The organism is Serratia proteamaculans (assembly GCF_946227095.1).
Taxonomy (GTDB): Bacteria; Pseudomonadota; Gammaproteobacteria; order Enterobacterales; family Enterobacteriaceae; genus Serratia; species Serratia proteamaculans_E.
The window spans coordinates 116,248-133,494 of the sequence record NZ_CAMISV010000014.1 but is presented as its reverse complement, the minus strand read 5'-3'; the positions used below and the strand labels follow the sequence as shown (position 1 = coordinate 133,494).

The window sequence follows — 17,247 nt, the reverse complement described above, 5'->3', positions numbered from 1 at the left end:
TTTGAATTCTTCAGTGAACGTTTTGACTGACATAAACACTCCTTCATTAGGCCTCCATTATGAGGCAAAAAAGTGTCTACGAAACCCGGGTCTATTCATATCCATATAGTCGGCATACCACTGCAGCATCTCACGCCGTCCATCCAGATACTTCGCATGGTTGTAGGTGCCACGGATGCTGTTCTTATCCACGTGAGCAAGCTGTGTCTCAATCCAGGCCGAGTTATAGCCTTGCTCATGCAGGATGGTGCTCATGGTGTGGCGGAAGCCGTGGCCAGTCAGTCGCCCCTTGTAACCCAACAGCTCGATGACCTGATTGATGCTTTCCTTGCTGATTGGCTTACGCTGATCGTTTCGGCCAATAAACACCAAGGGATAGCCACCAGTAATCGGTTTGAGAGAGCTGAACAGTTCGATAACCTGCGTTGATAATGGAACGACATGCGGTCGCTTCATTTTCATCACTTCAGGCGGGATACTCCATACGCCCTTATCTAAGTCGATGTCCTGCCAGCGTGCAAATCTCAGTTCCTGGGTTCTTACACCCGTCAGCATGATGATCTTGGTCGCAGTTTTAGTGATAACACTGCCAGTGTAACCAGATAGGTCTTTAAGGAAATAGGGTAGTTCCTGAGCCGTCAGGAAGGGGAAATGTTCCTTCTTCGGCGTTGCCAGAGCGCTGGCGAGATCGGGAGCAGGGTTGTAATTAGCTCTACCGGTGATAATGGCAAAACGAAAGACCTCTCCGCAGCGTTGGCGAACCTTACGCATTTTCTCCAACGCCCCACGCTTCTCCATTTTGCGCAACGCTTCCAGTAACTCCATCGGCTTGAGATCGGCAATAGGACGCTTGCCAATATAAGGGAAGATATCTTTTTCGAAGGTATCAATGATCTCATCACGGTAGCGCAGCGACCAGCGATCGGCCTTAGTCTGATGCCACTCGCGGGCGATGGCCTCAAAGGTATTTTCCGCATTCAGCTTCTGAGCAAGCTTCTCGGCCTTTTTGGTTTCACTAGGGTCACCGCCTGCCGCTAGGATCTTTTTGGCCGCATCGCGCTTTTCACGCGCATCTGCCAGTGATACATCGGGGTAAACGCCAAAGGCGAGACGCTTCTCTTTACCTGCAACGCGGTACTTCATACGCCAGTAACGCGATCCATTCGTAGCCACCTCAACGTACAGCCCTCCAGCATCACCTAAGCGGTACGACTTATCTCTGGGCTTTAATGCGCGAACTTTCGCATCAGTTAATGGCATCGTTGTTTCCTCCTGAAAGCAAGAATGCTTTGACGGCCTGAGTTTGCTCTGGCGTAAGCGATAGGGTTTGCTTAGTTGTTTTGATAATCAGCCCACCGGGTTCGGTAAGCGAAAGTTGGAATGCTTGCTTGGTACGTTCCTGGCGGCGTTGTTCTCTCTCCAGAGTTTTATCAATCGCGGGATCGTAACCATCTTTGATCTTCGCTCTGGCTTCTTCCCTTAGCATGATGGCTTCGCTAATCGTGACAGCAGGGTATGTCCCGAATGCCAAGCTCTTCTCCTTTCCGTCTATGCGGTACTTCAGACGCCAGTATTTTGAGCCTGTAGGCACTACCAGCAGATAGAGCCCCCTACCGATAGAAAACTTATAGGGTTTGCTACGGGTATCAAGTGACGCTATTGTTTGATTGTTAATGGTTTTTAGCTGTTTTGGTGGCATGTGATTTTACCCACAGTGGTCGGTTTGCCCAATAGTGCCCCCAGGGGCATATTGATACCAGTAGACTCCTGTTGACTTCGGAATACAAGGAAGGCTTGATACACAAGGGTTTAAAGGGGGTTTAGTTGACGTTGGGAGAGTTCAGAATACATCGAATGGCGGAAGATCACAGGAGTCGAACCTGCCCAGGACCGCTGGCGGCCCCAACCGGATTTGAAGTCCGGCCGCCCCACCGGGGACGAGGATCTTCCTTTGGGAATCGGAAGCAAGGGGCTGATTATAGCGCAGTTTACCCTTAGCGCTAAGAGGGAAATAGCACTAGCCCCCGGCAATGCGCCGGAGGCCGACAGATTTAAGGCTTCAGCAGGTCCTTCACGTCCAGCAGGATAAACTCGTTGTCATCCGCCACGTTCGGCTGACGGCTGGAGGAGAACGGGAAGTTATTATCGTTGCCGACAATGATATGGCTACCGTCCACCACGTCCACGTTTTCAATGGTAAAGAACGGGAAAGTCAGCACGCCGTTGTTCAGTGGTTTGAGCGCCAGTTTGTTCGGATCCTGAATGTTCATCAGATCGATATAGGCCAACTTGTCGACCGGTTTACCGACGTTATCGTCAGAGAAAGCAATTTTATATACCCGTTTGAACTTCGCCACCTGGTTGAAGCAGTTGTCGGTCGGTGCGCCTGCCGCACAGGCTTTATCCTGTGTGCCTTCGCCGTTATCACGCTCGATCACCAGCCCGTGGGCGGCGTCGATCATATTGAAATCACCAATGGCGTTCTGGTTGTCTTCCAACACATATTGCCAACTGCGGCCGGTCCAGGCCTGCTGCTTCACGTCGAATTCCAGCACCCGCAGATAGCGTTTGCCGTCGAGGTTCTCAAACTTTTCACCGTCCCACAGTGCACCTTCCAGCAATGGGTACAGCTTGCTGCCGTCCGGTGACGCCGCCATGCCCTCAAAGCCCTTGGAACGTGCCACCTGGAAGTTCTGTTTGCCGTCCGGCGCGCCCGGCAGGGTCAGCGTCGGGTTATCCGGCGACTTCACCACCTTGCCGTCCACCTTGGTGTCAAACACCGCCAGCACCTTGCCGTTCAGATCGGCTTTGATCAGATAAGGCCCGAACTCGTCGCCAATCCACAGGGCATTGTCGGCGAACTGGAAGCTTTCCGGGTCGAAATCGCTGCCGGTCAGGTAACGTTTATCGGTGCTCTCATTGATGATATGGAAGGGTACATTTTTGTCGGGATCGTGCAGGAATACGGTTTTCAGTGGCGTCACCGTGCCGTTGCCGAAGTCGATTTTGTAGTGATTGAGGTACAGCATGGCGTCCGGCGAGTTGGCCTTACTGCCGAATCCGTTGTCGGTCAGCACCCAGTAGGTGCCGTCGGGCATATGCCTGATGCCGGAATGGCCCTGTAGCGGCTGGCCGTTGATCGGCAGGCCGATGCCGGTCATGCGATCGGCGGATTTGCCCGCCACGCTGCCCAGTTCGGTCACGCGTTTGCCGCTGGTGTATTTACCGCTTTGCTGTAAATCGGCGGGGGCATCCTGCGGTGCTGCAACGTTGGATTTCACCGCCAGTAACGCGTGCCCGGCCAGGGTCGCTGGCACCGGTTGAGCATCTGCCCACAGGTTACTGCTCAGCGCCATACAGCCGGCCAACAGCGCCAGGCGGGTTTTGGTGATGTGCATGTCTTGGTTCCCTTTTTGTTGTTATTACCCAGAAGTAAAAGCAACGTCACTATAGGGAGCCGCAATGACAGAAATATTATTCAGCGAAGGCCCGCCGATAGCTGTGCGGATGGAAGCGCCAGGTGATGGCGATTAGCACTACCACCAGCAGCGCATGGATTTGCCAATCCAGCACAAAGCTGCCGCTGTAATCACGCAGCAGGCCGGAAATGTACGGCGTGGTACCCGCCAGCAGGAAACCGATGCCCTGCATAAAAGCCACCAGCCGTCCCGCCGCCGCCGGGTGTGGGATATGATCGAGCGCCAGCACCAGGCACAGCGGGAAGGCACCGCCCAGCCCCAGGCCCGAGAGCAACACCCACAGCCAGGGTAGCGTCTGCGGCAGATAAATCAGGCCAATGAAACCAACCAACTGCATGGCAAGTGCCAGCAATAACAGCGGGCGACGATCCGCCGAGCGTGCCAGCGCCGGCAACAGCAGTGCTCCCACCACCTGGCCGAAGGTCATCAGCGCCAACAGCGATCCGCTGGCCTGCGGCTGCCAGCCGAGCTGCATATAATAGGGTGGCAGCCAGGCGATCAGGCTGGTGTAGCCACCGTTGATCAAACCAAAATAAGCGCCGAGCAGCCAGGCACGACGACTGAACCACAGGCTCGGTCCGCTGGAAGCCCCCGACGGCGTCAGGCGAGCCAGGCCACGGCTGACCGGCCACCAGGCGATTAATGCCACCAGCGCCGGTACCGCCCACCAGGCCAGCGCACTGTGCCAGTCATGGCCGACACTCATCAGCCAGGGGGTAATCGCCGCCCCCAGACCGCCACCGCCCATCAGTGCCGCCGACCACAGCCCGGCCACCAGCGTCATCTGCTTGAGAAAGTGATGTTTGATAATGCCGGGCATCACCGCCTGGATCACCCCAATCCCCAGCCCACCCAGCACCGCACTCAGCATTAATTGCGTGCTGCCCGGCGCCAGCTCACGCCAGGCGGCACCCACACCAATCGCCAGCAGGCTCAATACCACGCCGGTGCGTTCGCTGAATAGGCGGTTGATCGCCCCACCCGCCAGCGCCATCAACCCCATCATCAGTACCGGCAAGGTAGTCAGCAGGGCTGCGCCGCCAAAGCTTAGCCCGGTAGCCTGCCGCAGCGTCGGTAACAACGGGCCGATCGAGGTCAGCAATGGCCGCATATTCAGGCCAATCAGCACCAGCGCCCACAGCAGGGGGTTGAACCAGCGACGTAACAAGGAGGGAACAACAAAATGATTTAACACGGTCTATTCCTGAACTTCCGGGATGAAGAGTGCGGAGTCACAGAGTGGCCGCCGCAGCGTTGCCTTACTCTAGGCATCCCCGCTAGTATTGGGAAATTAAATAATAAAATAGCCAACAGTGGAAAAATGAATCGTTATCCGATGTTCAATCCGCAATTACTGCTCAGCTTCGTTGCAGTATGTGACAGCAACAGCTTCACCCGTGCCGCAGAACGGGTGTTTTTGTCACAATCTACCGTCAGCCAACAGGTTCGTCGGTTGGAAGAGATGCTGGGTAAACCGCTGTTTGAACGGTCTTCCCATCAGGTGTTGCTGACCGAGGAAGGCGTCAAACTGTTGAGCTATGCGCGACGCATCATCGCGCTGAATGAAGAGGCACACGATGCCTTGACCGGCATCTGGCGTGACGGCGTGCTGCGACTGGGGATGCCGGAGGATTTCGCCGCACCCACCACCGAACTGCTGGCGGAGTTCAGCCGCGCGCACCCGCATCTGCGGTTGGACGTCACCAGCGGCCTGAGTGCCGATCTGCACAGCGCCTACGCCCGCGAAGAGCTGGATCTGATCCTGGTTAAGCAACGCCGCAGCCAGCCACCACGAGCCGCCAGGCCGGAGCCACTGCTGTGGCTGGACAGCCTGGCCTTCCCGGCAATCGAACAATCGCCGGTACCGCTGGCCGTGTTCCCGCTCAATGGGTTATATCGTGATGACCTGTGTCAGGCGCTGGATAACCTCGGCAAACGCTGGCGCATCGGTTATAGCAGCGCCAGTCTGGCTGCGCTCACCGCCGCCTCCGCCGCCGGGCTGGGTGTCACCCTGTTGCCGGCCGGCTGCCGTTTGCCGAGCCATCGGGTGCTGGGTATCGCCGAAGGCTTACCGCCGATCGACAACATTGAACTGGCGCTGTATTACCGCGACGGTGCCCCTGCCGCTACCCCGGCGCTGGCCGAACGGCTAAAGACGTTTTGTGGGTTGGTATGAGAAGATTATTCCAAAAGCTGCGGATGTTTGAGCTGCAACCAATCGTTAGCCGCCAGCCAAAGTATCTCTGCCTGTTCCAGGCAGGCATGCACTGCCGCATCCGTCACCAAATCACCTGAATAATCAGCGATATTGCGTTGTTTTCGTAAAGCATCCAGGCAGATCATTGATTCACGCGAAATACCCAGGGTCAGCGGTAATGATTGGATCATGAGTTGATGATGACCGGGTTTATGGGTCGAGGTCCGAAAACCCTCCGCCTGCAGGGCTGCATTCGCGATTTGCATGACCGCTTTATACGCCGTGTCAAAACGCGTTTCATTGCTGAGCAGAGTGATACTGGCGTCATGCCGATTACGCGCAGCGGCGGAGAGTAATTTTCTGATTGCGCCCGCGTCAGGCCGTATCGCCTCCAGGCCAAGACCTATCAAATTGTCTAACGTCATCCTTGTCTCCCAAAATCCCTAGCCGGGGCTTACTCATAATGTCCTGAATAAAAGCGGAGTTTTCCGCCAAAGCCGCCCGCCACTCTGCCGGTGAATACAGTTTGGGGTTAATTTCCCTGCCCAATTCCTGTTGCAATGGGTAAAACACGTTGATCACCTCTGAGAATGACAAGTTGCCGACGATCAGGACGTCTATGTCACTGTCAGCCTTGGCCTTACCACTGGCAATCGAACCAAAAATAAAGGCCAGTTCAAGCTCAGCGTTAAGCTCGACCAACGCCTGGCGCAAACGCTCGGCCACCCCGGAGGTTTTGCGGAAAATAGCCGCCAGCTCAGGAAAAATCAGGCAATCGGGGTTAGCCCGATAACAGATTTGGTTTCCTTGTTGCTGCCTGAGCAAGATGCCGCCCTGCGCCAGCTTGTTCAACTCTTTATGTAGGGTACCGGCCTGAGTTGCGGTACGGCGCGCAATTTCGCGCACATGAAACGCTTGTTCTGGTTGCTTGAGCAACAGACTTAGCACTTTTCGCCGATATTCACTGAATAAGAGATCAAGCAGGGAACCGTACATGATGCTTCTCTAATGTAGCCATATTAGCTACAAATGTAGCCAATATGGCTACATTAGACAAGTAAACCCTAATACCCAACCTCGCCATAGCGCTCACGGTAGTCTTTGGGCGTCATGTCATAGCCTTTCTTGAACACCGAATAAAAATACTGCAGCGAGGGGTAGCCACACATCTGTGAGATCTCGTTGATGGTCAATGAGGTGGCCGTCAGCAGGTTACGGGCGCGATCCAGCTTTTCCTGATGGATCACATGGTGGATAGTTTCACCGGTTTCATCCCTGAAACGTTTTTCCAGATTGGAGCGCGACATGCCGATCGCATCCAGCACCTGCTCGACCTTGATGCCCTTGCAGGCGTGATGACGAATGTAATGCATCGCCTGGATCACCGCCGGGTCGCGCAGCGAGCGGAAATCGGTAGAACGTCGTTCAATCACCTTCACCGGCGGCACCAGAATGCGCTGCAGCGGCAGTTCACGACGATCAAGCAGTTGGTGCAGTAACTTGGCGGCGCGATAACCCATTTGACGGGTGCCCTGCGCCACTGAAGACAGTGCCACCCGCGACAGGTAACGCGTCAGTTCTTCATTGTCGATGCCGATCACGCACAGCTTTTCCGGCACTGCGATATCCAGATGCTCACACACCTGCAGCAAATGGCGCGCTCGTGCATCGGTCACCGCGATAATGCCGGTCTGCTGCGGCAGGGTCTGCACCCAGTCTGCCAGCCGGTTCTGCGCGTATTGCCAGTTCTCCGGCGCGGTGGCCATACCCTGATACACCACGCCCTGATACTGCTCCAGCGCCACCCGCTGCCGGAAAGCATGCTCACGCTCCTGCGCCCAGCGTTTACCCCCTTCGCCAGGCAAGCCGTAGAAGGCAAAGCGATTGATGCCTTTTTCTTTCAGATGAGTAAATGCCGCCTCCACCAGCGCCTGATTGTCGGTAGCTATGTAGTGCACCGGCGGGTAGTCCTCATTGCGATGATAAGAGCCACCCACTCCGACGATCGGCACTCTGACGTTGTGCAGCAACCGTTCGATTTCACCGTCGTCGAAATCGGCGATCACCCCATCGCCCAGCCAGTCCTTGATGTTGTCGATACGGCAGCGGAAATCCTCTTCGATAAAGATGTCCCAGTCACATTGTGAAGCCTGTAAATACTCGCCGACGCCTTCTACCACCTGGCGGTCGTACACTTTATTGGCATTGAACAGCAAGGTAATGCGAAAGCGCTTCTCGAACATGGGCATCCCCGATAAATGAACTGGTCTCTGGGATAGCACAACCCATCCGGGAGAGCAGCAGGCATCACCTCATAACTGTGAGCTCAGACGCTATTCTTATGCCCGCCGCTTGGTGGCGGAGTCCATCCATACTGCCAGCAGCAAAATGGCGCCCTTGACGATGTACTGCCAGAAGGTCGGCACGTCCAGCATGCTCATGCCGTTATCCAGCGATGCCATGATGAACGCGCCCATCACCGCGCCGGCCACGCTGCCGATGCCGCCGGCCAGGCTGGTGCCGCCAATCACGCAGGCGGCGATGGCGTCCAGCTCGGCGATATTGCCCGCCGAAGGTGACCCGGCCCCCAGGCGTGAACTGAGGATCAGGCCGGCAATGGCTACCATCAAACCGTTGATGGCAAACACCGCCAGCTTGGTGCGTTCGACGTTGACACCCGACAGCCGCGCAGCGTCAATATTGCCGCCGATGGCGTAGATCCGACGGCCAAAGGCGGTGCGGGTGGCCATAAATATCCCTGCCAGCATCAGCGCGGTGAGGATCAACACCGGCGTCGGTACCCCACGGTAATCGTTGAGCAAATAGATGGCGCCGAGCACCAGCAGCGCCAAAATACTTTGCCGGGTGACGTCACCGGTCGGTGTGGCCACGGGCAAACCGAGCTGGGCACGCCGACTGCGCCGCCGCCACTGCCAGGCCACAAACAGCATCAGCCCAACCGCACCGATACCAAAACCCAGGCCGTTCGGCAAATAGCTCTGGCCAATCTGCGACATCGCGCCGCTGGTCGGTGCCACGGTAGTGCCGTTGGTTATGCCGATCAGGATGCCGCGAAAGGCCAGCATCCCCGCCAGGGTTACGATAAACGACGGAACCTTGCGATAAGCCACCCACCAACCGTTCCAGGCCCCCAACAGCAGACCAGCCAGCAGCGTCACCACGATGGTCAGCGGCAATGGCCAACCCAGCCAAACGTCGAAAATCGCCGCCGCCCCGCCTAACAACCCCATCATTGAACCGACCGACAGGTCGATTTCTGCCGACACAATCACAAACACCATGCCGACCGCCAGAATGCCGGTGATCGCCGTCTGGCGCAGCAGGTTGGAAATATTACGCGCGCTGAGATAAGCCCCTTCGGTGGTAAAGGTAAAGAACAGCATAATGACGACTATCGCCGCCAACATCACAAACACCTGCAAATTGATGGATTTCAACTTCACTATGGGTTTTTTCTCCACCATTGCCGGCACGATCGCTTCAGACTGCGTGTTTTTCGACATCTGTTTCACTCCTCAATGCGGCTTCCATCACCTGTTCCTGGGTCAGACCCTGGTTGATCAACGACGCCTTGATGCGTCCCTGGTGCATAACCAGGACGCGATCGCTTAACCCCAGCACTTCCGGCAGTTCCGAAGACACCACGATCACCGCAATCCCCTGCTGTACCAGTTGATTGATTAACTTATAGATTTCATGTTTGGCGCCGATGTCGATACCGCGTGTCGGCTCATCCAATATCAGAATTTTCGGCTTCAGCAGCAGGCACTTGGCGAGAATAGCCTTCTGTTGATTACCGCCGCTCAGCCGGGCAATCGCCAGTTCAGGCGAGGAAGTTTTTACCTTAAGCTGTGCCAGCGACTGGCGAATGGTCACCTGTTCCAAAGCATCATCGATCACCGTCAGCGCACCGCTAAAGTCACTCAGCGCCGCCAAAGTCATATTGGCCCCCACGCCCATCACCGGTACGATGCCATCACGCTTGCGGTCTTCCGGCACCATGGCGATGCCATATCGCATTGCCTGGCGGCAATTGTTAATAACGGCCGGTTGCCCATTGAGGGTAATGCTTCCCTGCCAACGACCAGCGTAGACGCCGAACAGGCACTGCATGGTTTCGGTCCGCCCGGAGCCGACCAACCCGGCCACACCGAGGATCTCACCGCGCCGCAGGCTGAATGAAACATCGTCCACCCGCCGAACATGACGATTCACCGGGTGCCAGGCGGTCAGGTTATCCACCTGCAGGATCACCTCACCGATATCATGCTGCTGCTGCGGATACAGCTCGGTTAACTCACGCCCGACCATCATGGCGATAATGTCGTCCTCGCTCATTTCCGCCGCCGGGTGTGTGCCGATGTGCTTGCCGTCACGGATCACGCAGATCAGATCCGAGATCGCTTTCACCTCATTCAGCTTGTGCGAAATGTAAATACAGGCGATGCCGTGATCGCGCAGATCCGTAATGATCGCCAGCAGCGTAGCGGTTTCACTTTCGGTCAACGACGCCGTCGGCTCATCCAGCACCAGCAGCCGCACCTGCTTGTTCAGCGCCTTGGCGATCTCCACCAACTGCTGCTGGCCCAGCCCCAGTTCGCCGATAGGGGTGTTGGGATCCACCTCCAGCTTGACCTGCGCCAACATCCGTCGGCAGCGCAGGTACATGGCGTCGTAATCCATTACGCCGTATCGACACCATTCATTGCCGAGAAACATGTTTTCCAGCACCGTCATCTGCTTCACCAGCGCCAGCTCCTGATGGATGATGGCGATGCCTTTCTGCTCGGTGTCGCGAATGTTTTTTGCCGCTAATAAATCATCAGAGAAATAAATATCGCCCTGATAACTGCCGTGCGGATATATCCCGCACAGCACTTTCATCAGGGTGGATTTTCCCGAACCATTTTCACCACACAGCGATAATACCTGTCCGGCCTCTAATTTCAGGCTGACATTATCCACCGCCTTAACCACCCCGAATTGCATGGTGATATTTTTCATTTCTAAAAGGCTGGGCATTATTCCCTCCGCATTACCGGCTGTTGGAATTAATTAATGTCGGCTTTTTTGTGGAAGCCGTCGGCAATAATGGTGCTGTCGATATTCGATTTATCCACCGGAATAGGGGTTAATAACCAGGATGGCACGTCTTTGCTGCCGTTATTTAACGTGGCGTTGGCTTTCGGCTGTTCACCCTTGCCCAGTTGCACCGCGATGCCCGCCGCCTCGTCGGCCAGCTTGCTGATTGGCTTATACACCGTCATGGTCTGAGTACCGGCGACAATGCGCTTCACCGCCGCCAAATCGGCATCCTGACCGGAGATGGCCACCTTGCCCGCCAGGCCCTGAGCGGCCAGCGCCTGGATCGCACCACCGGCGGTGGCGTCGTTGGAAGCCACTACCGCATCAATCTTGTTATTGTTGGCGGTCAGCGCATTTTCCATGATTTTTAATGCGTTTTCCGGCAACCATCCGTCAACCCACTGATCGCCCACTACCTTGATTTTCCCGCCGTCGATCAGCGGTTGCAGCACCTTCATCTGTCCCTGGCGGAACAGCTTGGCGTTATTATCCACCGGCGAGCCGCCCATCAGGAAGTAATTGCCCTGCGGTACCCGCTGCACCAGGCTTTGCGCCTGCAGTTCACCGACCTTTTCATTATCAAAGGAGATGTAAAAATCGATATCGGCGTTATTGATCATGCGATCGTAAGCCAGCACCTTAATGCCTTCCCGCTTGGCTTCGCTGATCACGTTGCTTAACACCTTGCCGTTATAAGGAATAATCACCAGCACGTCGACGCCGCGGTTGATCATGTTTTCAATCTGCGCCATCTGGGTTTCTTCATTGCCGTTGGCCGACTGGACAAACACATCGGCCCCCAGTGATTTGGCCTTACTGACAAAGATATCGCGGTCTTTTTGCCAGCGCTCCAGACGCAGGTCGTCGATCGCCATGCCGATTTTGACTTCTTTGCTGAACGCCGGTTGGCTGGCCAGCGCCAGCAGTGCGCAGACCGAAAGGAACACAGGTTTGAATTTCATCTTATATACCTTTGTTATTTAACGTGTAGGGGCAATAATTGAAACGGGCTAGTGACGCAGCTTAGAGCGGATTGTTATCGGTTATTTAATATTCAGCAATTACTGATTTTTACCGGCTAATTATGATTTTTGGTTTAATGTTGTTTTTATGATGGCGGTCATGCTTTCAAGCTGAAAAACAGCAGGTCGACAAATAAAAATGAAGAGGCCTTAAATAAACTGCGGTTAAAAACCTATTATGAGATCTGCCGCACATTTAATAATTCTGTGAATTTAAGTGTGAAATAACGTAATTGAGCAGCCTGTCGCAAACTCCGAAGATAAAGGCATCCCGTAAACCGGGCATTGCTACCCAGGAGTCGATAATGCAATCTTATTTTGATCAGCTTGAGCAAGTGCGCTACGAAGGCCCTACCAGTAATAACCCGCTGGCCTTTCATCATTACAACCCGGATGAACTGGTGCTCGGCAAGCGTATGGCGGAGCACCTGCGTTTTGCCGCCTGCTACTGGCATACCTTCTGCTGGAACGGCGCGGACATGTTCGGCGTCGGCTCTTTCGATCGTCCCTGGCAGCAACCGGGCGATGCGCTGGCGCTGGCCAAACGCAAAGCCGACGTGGCGTTCGAGTTCTTCCACAAGCTGAATGTCCCCTACTACTGCTTCCATGACGTCGACGTTTCGCCGGAAGGCGCTTCGCTGAAAGAGTATCTGCACAACTTTGCAGTCATGACCGACGTACTGGAAGAAAAACAACACAGCAGCGGCGTAAAACTGCTGTGGGGCACCGCCAACTGCTTTACCCACCCGCGTTACGGCGCCGGTGCAGCCACCAACCCGGATCCGGAGGTCTTCAGTTGGGCTGCCACTCAGGTGTTTACCGCCATGAATGCCACTCAACGCCTGGGCGGTGAAAACTACGTGCTGTGGGGCGGCCGCGAAGGCTATGAAACCTTGCTTAACACCGACCTGCGCCAGGAGCGTGAGCAAATTGGCCGCTTTATGCAGATGGTGGTGGAGCACAAACATAAAACCGGTTTCCAGGGCACCTTGCTGATTGAGCCCAAACCCCAGGAGCCGACCAAACATCAATACGACTACGATGTCGCCACCGTTTACGGCTTCCTCAAGCAGTTCGGCCTGGAGAAAGAGATCAAGGTGAATATCGAAGCCAACCACGCCACGCTGGCGGGCCACTCGTTCCACCATGAGATCGCCACCGCCATCGCACTCGGCATCTTTGGTTCCGTCGATGCCAACCGGGGCGACCCTCAGTTGGGTTGGGACACCGACCAGTTCCCGATCAGCGTAGAAGAGAACGCACTGGTGATGTTCGAAATTATCAAGGCTGGGGGCTTTACCACCGGCGGGCTGAACTTTGATGCCAAGGTGCGCCGTCAAAGCACCGACAAATACGACCTGTTCTATGGCCATATTGGTGCCATGGACACGATGGCGCTGGCGCTGAAGGTCGCAGCGAAAATGGTGACTGACGGTCAGTTACACCAGCAGGTATCCAAACGCTATGCCGGCTGGAATGGTGAATTGGGCCAGCAAATTTTGCAGGGCAAACTGTCGCTCGAAGCCCTGGCGCAGTACGCTGAAGGACATGCACTGGCGCCACAGCACGTCAGCGGCCGCCAGGAGCAGCTTGAAAACCTGATGAACCACTACCTGTTCGGCTAACTTATACTCAAAATAATTCGAGTTGCATCAAGGCGGCAACTAAGCGCATCCCCGGGAGCGTACAGCCAGTACGTGACTGGGGTACACGCAGACAGCCAACACTGATGCAGCTTGAAGTATGAAGGGTATGACCCCGCGCGGCACTCGCCGCGTCTTTAAGGACCCTTAACCATGTATATCGGCATCGACCTCGGCACCTCCGGCGTAAAAGTCATTTTGCTCAGTGAGCAGGGCCAACTGCTTGCCAGCCACGGTGAGTCGCTGCCCATTTCCCGCCCTCACCCCCTGTGGTCAGAGCAAGCGCCGCAGGACTGGTGGCACGCCACCGATCGCGCGATGCTGGCGCTGGGCAAACAGCACAGCCTGCAGCAGGTAAAAGCCATCGGTCTCAGCGGCCAGATGCACGGCGCCACGCTGTTGGACGCGCGGCAACAGGTGCTACGCCCGGCGATCCTGTGGAATGACGGCAGAAGCGCCGCGCAATGCCTGGCGCTGGAACAGACGGTGCCGCAATCAAGGCAAATCACCGGTAACCTGATGATGCCGGGCTTCACCGCCCCTAAACTGTTGTGGGTGCAACAGCATGAACCCCTGCTGTTCGATCGCATTGATAAGGTGCTGTTGCCTAAAGATTATTTGCGCTGGTGCATCACCGGCGACTTCGCCAGCGACATGTCGGACGCCGCCGGCACCGGCTGGCTGAATGTGGCGCAACGTGACTGGAGCGACGAGATGCTGGCCGCCTGCGGCCTGACCCGCCGCCAGATGCCGCAACTGTTCGAGGGCAATCAGGTAACCGGCCAGACCCATACCGAACTGGCCCGCCGCTGGGGCATGTCGCCGGTACCGGTGGTGGCCGGCGGCGGCGATAACGCGGCCGGGGCGATCGGCGTGGGGCTGTATCAGGCCGGGCAGGCGATGCTGTCGCTCGGGACTTCGGGGGTGTATTTCGCGGTCAGCGACGGCTTTCTCAGCAACCCGGCCAGCGCGGTGCACAGCTTCTGCCATGCGCTACCCGACACCTGGCACCTGATGTCGGTGACGCTCAGCGCCGCCTCCTGTCTGGACTGGGTTTGCAAACTGACTAATGTCGAAGACGTCGCCACCTTGCTGCGCAACGTCGAACAGGCCCCCCCGGCGGCAGCTCCGCTGTGGTTTTTGCCCTATCTGTCCGGCGAGCGAACGCCGCATAACAATCCGAACGCCAAGGGAGCATTCTGGGGGCTCACCCATCAGCATGGTCCGAACGATCTGGCGCGGGCGGTGCTGGAAGGCGTCGGTTTCGCCCTGGCCGACGGGATGGACGTGCTGCACGCCAGCGGCCTGCAGCCCTCCAGCATCACCCTGATTGGCGGCGGCGCACGCAGCCCATTCTGGCGACAAATGCTGGCGGACATCAGTGGTCAACGGCTGGAATACCGCACCGGCGGCGACGTCGGCCCGGCGCTGGGGGCCGCACGGCTGGCACAGATCGCACTGAACCCGCAACGCCCACTCGGCGAACTGCTGCCTGAATTGCCGCTGGAACAGGTACATAGCCCAGATGCCGAACGCCACCAAGAGTACGCTGCGCTACGCAGTACCTTCCGCGAACTCTATACCCGTCTGTTGCCGCTGATGTAAAAACAGGGGTGGGGTAATACCCGCCCCCCTTATTATTGCCAAATCGAATAGTCGCCAGTGGCAAATGTCACTGCCAACCCGTCGGCTCCTCTCCTAAATTGGTGGCTGTCTTTTGACACTCCTCACCTCTGGATTAAGGAACTGAACGTGGAAAAAAATCAACAACAAAGCCGCAGAGCTTTCCTCAGCCAAACCGGCAAAATTACCACTGCCTGTGCGGTGATCGGCCTGACCGGCGGCGTGGCGCAGGCCGCCGTGCCGACGGGCAGCCCCTGCACACCGGAGACCCAACCCATGACCCTGACCGACAGCCACTACTGGCTGAGCGATGTGCGGCTGGAAGACGGTTTTGAGTACGATGGCGACACGGTGATCGGCACCCGCACCGCGCTCTATCAGCTTGAAATCAAAGACGGCAAGATTGCCGCTATCCACCCGAAGGAGGCAGCGGTTCCCACTGGTGTGCCACATTATCAGGCACAGGGTCAGTTGCTGTTGCCAGCATTTCGCGACATGCATATCCACCTGGATAAAACCTTTTACAGCGGCCCGTGGCAGGCACCGCGTCCGCGCCAGGGCAAAACCATTATGGATATGATCGCGCTGGAACAAACGCTGATCCCCAAGCTGTTGCCTACCTCACAACAACGTGCAGAAAACCTGATCGCCCTGCTGCAATCCAAAGGCAGCACCGTGGCGCGTAGCCACTGCAATATCGATCCGGTCAGCGGGCTGAAAAGCCTGGAACACCTGCAGCGCGCGCTGGAAATTCACCAGGCCGACTTCAGCTGTGAAATCGTCGCCTTCCCACAGCACGGCCTGCTGCACTCTAAAGTTGACGGCTTAATGCGTGAAGCCATGCAGATGGGGGTGCAATACGTCGGTGGGCTGGATCCGACCAACGTCGACGGCGCTATGGAACAGTCACTGGACGCCATGTTTCAGATTGCGCTCGACACCGGCAAAGGCGTCGATATCCACCTGCATGAAACCAGCCCGGCCGGGGTGGCCGCCATCAACTACATGATTACCACCGTAGAAAAGAACCCTTCGCTGCGCGGTAAAGTCACCATCAGCCACGCATTTGCCCTGACCGCGCTGAACCCGAATGAGCTGGAAGAAACCGCCACCCGCCTGGCCGCGCAGCAAATCACCATTGCCTCCACGGTGCCGATTGGCAGGCTGATGATGCCGCTGCCGCAGCTCAGTGAAAAAGGGGTATTTGTGATGACCGGAACCGACAGCGTAATTGACCACTGGTCCCCGTTCGGCACTGGCGACATTCTGGAAAAAGCCAACCTTTACGCCCAACTTTACCGGGGTTCTGACGAGTTTCATCTGTCACGCGCCATGGCTATTTCTACCGGCGGCGTGCTGCCGCTGAACGACAAAGGTCAACGAGTGTGGCCCAAAGCCGGTGACAGCGCGGAGTTCGTGCTGATCAACGCCAGTTGCTCCGCCGAAGCGGTAGCCCGCCTGCCGACTCGCCGCGCCACCTTCCATCAAGGGCGGCTGGTCGCCGGCCAGATCGGCAAAGCCTGATTCTGGTCCGCTGATGCCACCATGATGGCCGTTTTTGGCCTTCTTCCCTGCAGGATAACGGCGCAGCATGGCGTTATACCTAATTGGCGGAGGGCCGAAAATGTCACAGAGCGCGTTATTGATCATCGATGTTCAGCAATCATTCCAGCATCGTCCATTCTGGCAAGAAGAGGATCTGCCGGCTTTCCAACAGGCACTGTCACGGTTGATCGCAGGCTGTCGCCAGCAAGGCGTTGCGCTGGTTGATGTGTTCCACGTGTCGCCAGAGGGCCCCTTTTCGTTGGCGTCCGGCTGGGTAAAGCGCCTGCCCTTCCTCGACCATCAGGCCGATATCACGGTACACAAACAGGTGCACAACGCACTGACCGAATCCGGTCTGGATGCCTGGCTGCGCCAACGGGATATCGATCATTTGATTATCTCCGGCATTCGTACCGAACAGTGCTGTGAAACCACCACCCGGGTAGCGTCCGATCTCGGCTACCGGGTCACCTTCGTCACCGAGGCCACGCTGACCTTCCCGATGCAACACCCCGACGGAGAAGTCTTTACCAGCGAACAGCTCAAGCGGCATACTGAGACGGTGCTGGTCGATCGCTTCGCCCGCATCGCCAGCGTGGATGAGGCACTGGCGCAACTCTCACAGGAGTAAT

Annotated in this window: 15 protein-coding genes and 1 tRNA gene; 5 read left to right on the top strand and 11 right to left on the bottom strand. The window is 56.6% G+C overall.

Features of this window, described 5'->3' with window-relative positions:
- Positions 1 to 57 precede the first annotated feature (57 nt).
- From OC597_RS22685 to OC597_RS22665, 5 genes are all read right to left on the bottom strand, one after another.
- Positions 58 to 1,260 carry a tyrosine-type recombinase/integrase gene (locus tag OC597_RS22685; RefSeq protein WP_262210572.1) on the bottom strand — a complete coding sequence of 401 codons (1,203 nt, stop codon included), beginning with the start codon at positions 1,258 to 1,260 and terminating at the stop codon, positions 58 to 60.
- Positions 1,247 to 1,699 (bottom strand): Arm DNA-binding domain-containing protein, encoded by a 453-nt coding sequence (locus tag OC597_RS22680; RefSeq protein ID WP_059199217.1) that lies wholly within the window; start codon positions 1,697 to 1,699, stop codon positions 1,247 to 1,249. The genes OC597_RS22685 and OC597_RS22680 overlap by 14 nt, the downstream gene beginning before the upstream one ends.
- Before the next feature lie 156 nt (positions 1,700 to 1,855).
- Positions 1,856 to 1,950, bottom strand: a tRNA-Sec gene (locus OC597_RS22675).
- A 101-nt stretch (positions 1,951 to 2,051) separates the two neighbouring features.
- A complete protein-coding gene (locus OC597_RS22670) occupies positions 2,052 to 3,398 on the bottom strand; it encodes an esterase-like activity of phytase family protein (protein ID WP_261285710.1) in 1,347 nt (448 codons plus the stop codon).
- Between the two features lie 76 nt (positions 3,399 to 3,474).
- Positions 3,475 to 4,674 (bottom strand): CynX/NimT family MFS transporter, encoded by a 1,200-nt coding sequence (locus OC597_RS22665; RefSeq protein WP_262210571.1) that lies wholly within the window; start codon positions 4,672 to 4,674, stop codon positions 3,475 to 3,477.
- Between the two features lie 126 nt (positions 4,675 to 4,800).
- Between OC597_RS22665 and OC597_RS22660 the strand changes: the two genes are divergently transcribed.
- Positions 4,801 to 5,655: a LysR family transcriptional regulator gene (locus OC597_RS22660; protein ID WP_261259892.1), complete on the top strand. Its 855-nt coding sequence runs from the start codon at positions 4,801 to 4,803 to the stop codon at positions 5,653 to 5,655.
- Positions 5,656 to 5,660: 5 nt separating this feature from the next.
- Here the strand turns inward: OC597_RS22660 and OC597_RS22655 are convergent, their stop codons facing one another.
- From OC597_RS22655 to xylF, 6 genes are all read right to left on the bottom strand, one after another.
- On the bottom strand, positions 5,661 to 6,101 hold the full coding sequence (locus OC597_RS22655) for a DNA-binding protein (protein ID WP_261285709.1): 441 nt from the start codon (positions 6,099 to 6,101) through the stop codon (positions 5,661 to 5,663).
- The gene (locus OC597_RS22650) at positions 6,052 to 6,672 is read right to left on the bottom strand and encodes a nucleotidyltransferase domain-containing protein (RefSeq protein WP_261425660.1); all 621 of its coding nucleotides are present in this window, start codon (positions 6,670 to 6,672) and stop codon (positions 6,052 to 6,054) included. The genes OC597_RS22655 and OC597_RS22650 overlap by 50 nt, the downstream gene beginning before the upstream one ends.
- Before the next feature lie 68 nt (positions 6,673 to 6,740).
- The gene (gene xylR / locus OC597_RS22645) at positions 6,741 to 7,919 is read right to left on the bottom strand and encodes a D-xylose utilization transcriptional activator XylR (RefSeq protein ID WP_261425662.1); all 1,179 of its coding nucleotides are present in this window, start codon (positions 7,917 to 7,919) and stop codon (positions 6,741 to 6,743) included.
- A 96-nt stretch (positions 7,920 to 8,015) separates the two neighbouring features.
- Entirely contained in the window at positions 8,016 to 9,200 is a 1,185-nt protein-coding gene (xylH, locus tag OC597_RS22640; protein WP_099062241.1) for a xylose ABC transporter permease XylH, read from the bottom strand.
- Positions 9,178 to 10,719, bottom strand: a complete 1,542-nt coding sequence (locus OC597_RS22635) for a xylose ABC transporter ATP-binding protein (protein WP_262210569.1) — start codon at positions 10,717 to 10,719, stop codon at positions 9,178 to 9,180. Before OC597_RS22635 ends, xylH begins: the two co-directional genes overlap by 23 nt.
- 29 nt (positions 10,720 to 10,748) lie before the next feature.
- On the bottom strand, positions 10,749 to 11,744 hold the full coding sequence (gene xylF, locus OC597_RS22630; protein ID WP_085115229.1) for a D-xylose ABC transporter substrate-binding protein: 996 nt from the start codon (positions 11,742 to 11,744) through the stop codon (positions 10,749 to 10,751).
- A 365-nt stretch (positions 11,745 to 12,109) separates the two neighbouring features.
- Here xylF and xylA point away from each other — a divergent pair, with 365 nt between their 5' ends.
- The 4 genes from xylA to OC597_RS22610 all read left to right on the top strand — a co-directional run bounded on the left by xylA (position 12,110) and on the right by OC597_RS22610 (position 17,246).
- Positions 12,110 to 13,429 (top strand): xylose isomerase, encoded by a 1,320-nt coding sequence (gene xylA / locus OC597_RS22625; RefSeq protein WP_262210567.1) that lies wholly within the window; start codon positions 12,110 to 12,112, stop codon positions 13,427 to 13,429.
- A 171-nt stretch (positions 13,430 to 13,600) separates the two neighbouring features.
- Positions 13,601 to 15,052: a xylulokinase gene (gene xylB / locus OC597_RS22620; RefSeq protein ID WP_261463588.1), complete on the top strand. Its 1,452-nt coding sequence runs from the start codon at positions 13,601 to 13,603 to the stop codon at positions 15,050 to 15,052.
- Positions 15,053 to 15,199: 147 nt separating this feature from the next.
- Entirely contained in the window at positions 15,200 to 16,594 is a 1,395-nt protein-coding gene (locus tag OC597_RS22615) for an amidohydrolase family protein (RefSeq protein WP_262210566.1), read from the top strand.
- Between the two features lie 100 nt (positions 16,595 to 16,694).
- Positions 16,695 to 17,246, top strand: a complete 552-nt coding sequence (locus tag OC597_RS22610; protein ID WP_316044875.1) for a cysteine hydrolase family protein — start codon at positions 16,695 to 16,697, stop codon at positions 17,244 to 17,246.
- Position 17,247: the final 1 nt, after the last annotated feature.

Excerpts from the sequence above, each read along its gene's own strand:
- OC597_RS22685 (WP_262210572.1), bottom strand. The coding sequence starts at position 1,260 with ATGCCATTAACTGATGCGAAAGTTCGCGCATTAAAGCCCAGAGATAAG.
- OC597_RS22680 (WP_059199217.1), bottom strand. The coding sequence starts at position 1,699 with ATGCCACCAAAACAGCTAAAAACCATTAACAATCAAACAATAGCGTCA.
- OC597_RS22670 (WP_261285710.1), bottom strand. The coding sequence starts at position 3,398 with ATGCACATCACCAAAACCCGCCTGGCGCTGTTGGCCGGCTGTATGGCG.
- OC597_RS22660 (WP_261259892.1), top strand. The coding sequence starts at position 4,801 with ATGAATCGTTATCCGATGTTCAATCCGCAATTACTGCTCAGCTTCGTT.
- OC597_RS22655 (WP_261285709.1), bottom strand. The coding sequence starts at position 6,101 with ATGACGTTAGACAATTTGATAGGTCTTGGCCTGGAGGCGATACGGCCT.
- OC597_RS22650 (WP_261425660.1), bottom strand. The coding sequence starts at position 6,672 with ATGTACGGTTCCCTGCTTGATCTCTTATTCAGTGAATATCGGCGAAAA.
- xylR (WP_261425662.1), bottom strand. The coding sequence starts at position 7,919 with ATGTTCGAGAAGCGCTTTCGCATTACCTTGCTGTTCAATGCCAATAAA.
- xylH (WP_099062241.1), bottom strand. The coding sequence starts at position 9,200 with ATGTCGAAAAACACGCAGTCTGAAGCGATCGTGCCGGCAATGGTGGAG.
- OC597_RS22635 (WP_262210569.1), bottom strand. The coding sequence starts at position 10,719 with ATGCCCAGCCTTTTAGAAATGAAAAATATCACCATGCAATTCGGGGTG.
- xylF (WP_085115229.1), bottom strand. The coding sequence starts at position 11,744 with ATGAAATTCAAACCTGTGTTCCTTTCGGTCTGCGCACTGCTGGCGCTG.
- xylA (WP_262210567.1), top strand. The coding sequence starts at position 12,110 with ATGCAATCTTATTTTGATCAGCTTGAGCAAGTGCGCTACGAAGGCCCT.
- xylB (WP_261463588.1), top strand. The coding sequence starts at position 13,601 with ATGTATATCGGCATCGACCTCGGCACCTCCGGCGTAAAAGTCATTTTG.
- OC597_RS22610 (WP_316044875.1), top strand. The coding sequence starts at position 16,695 with ATGTCACAGAGCGCGTTATTGATCATCGATGTTCAGCAATCATTCCAG.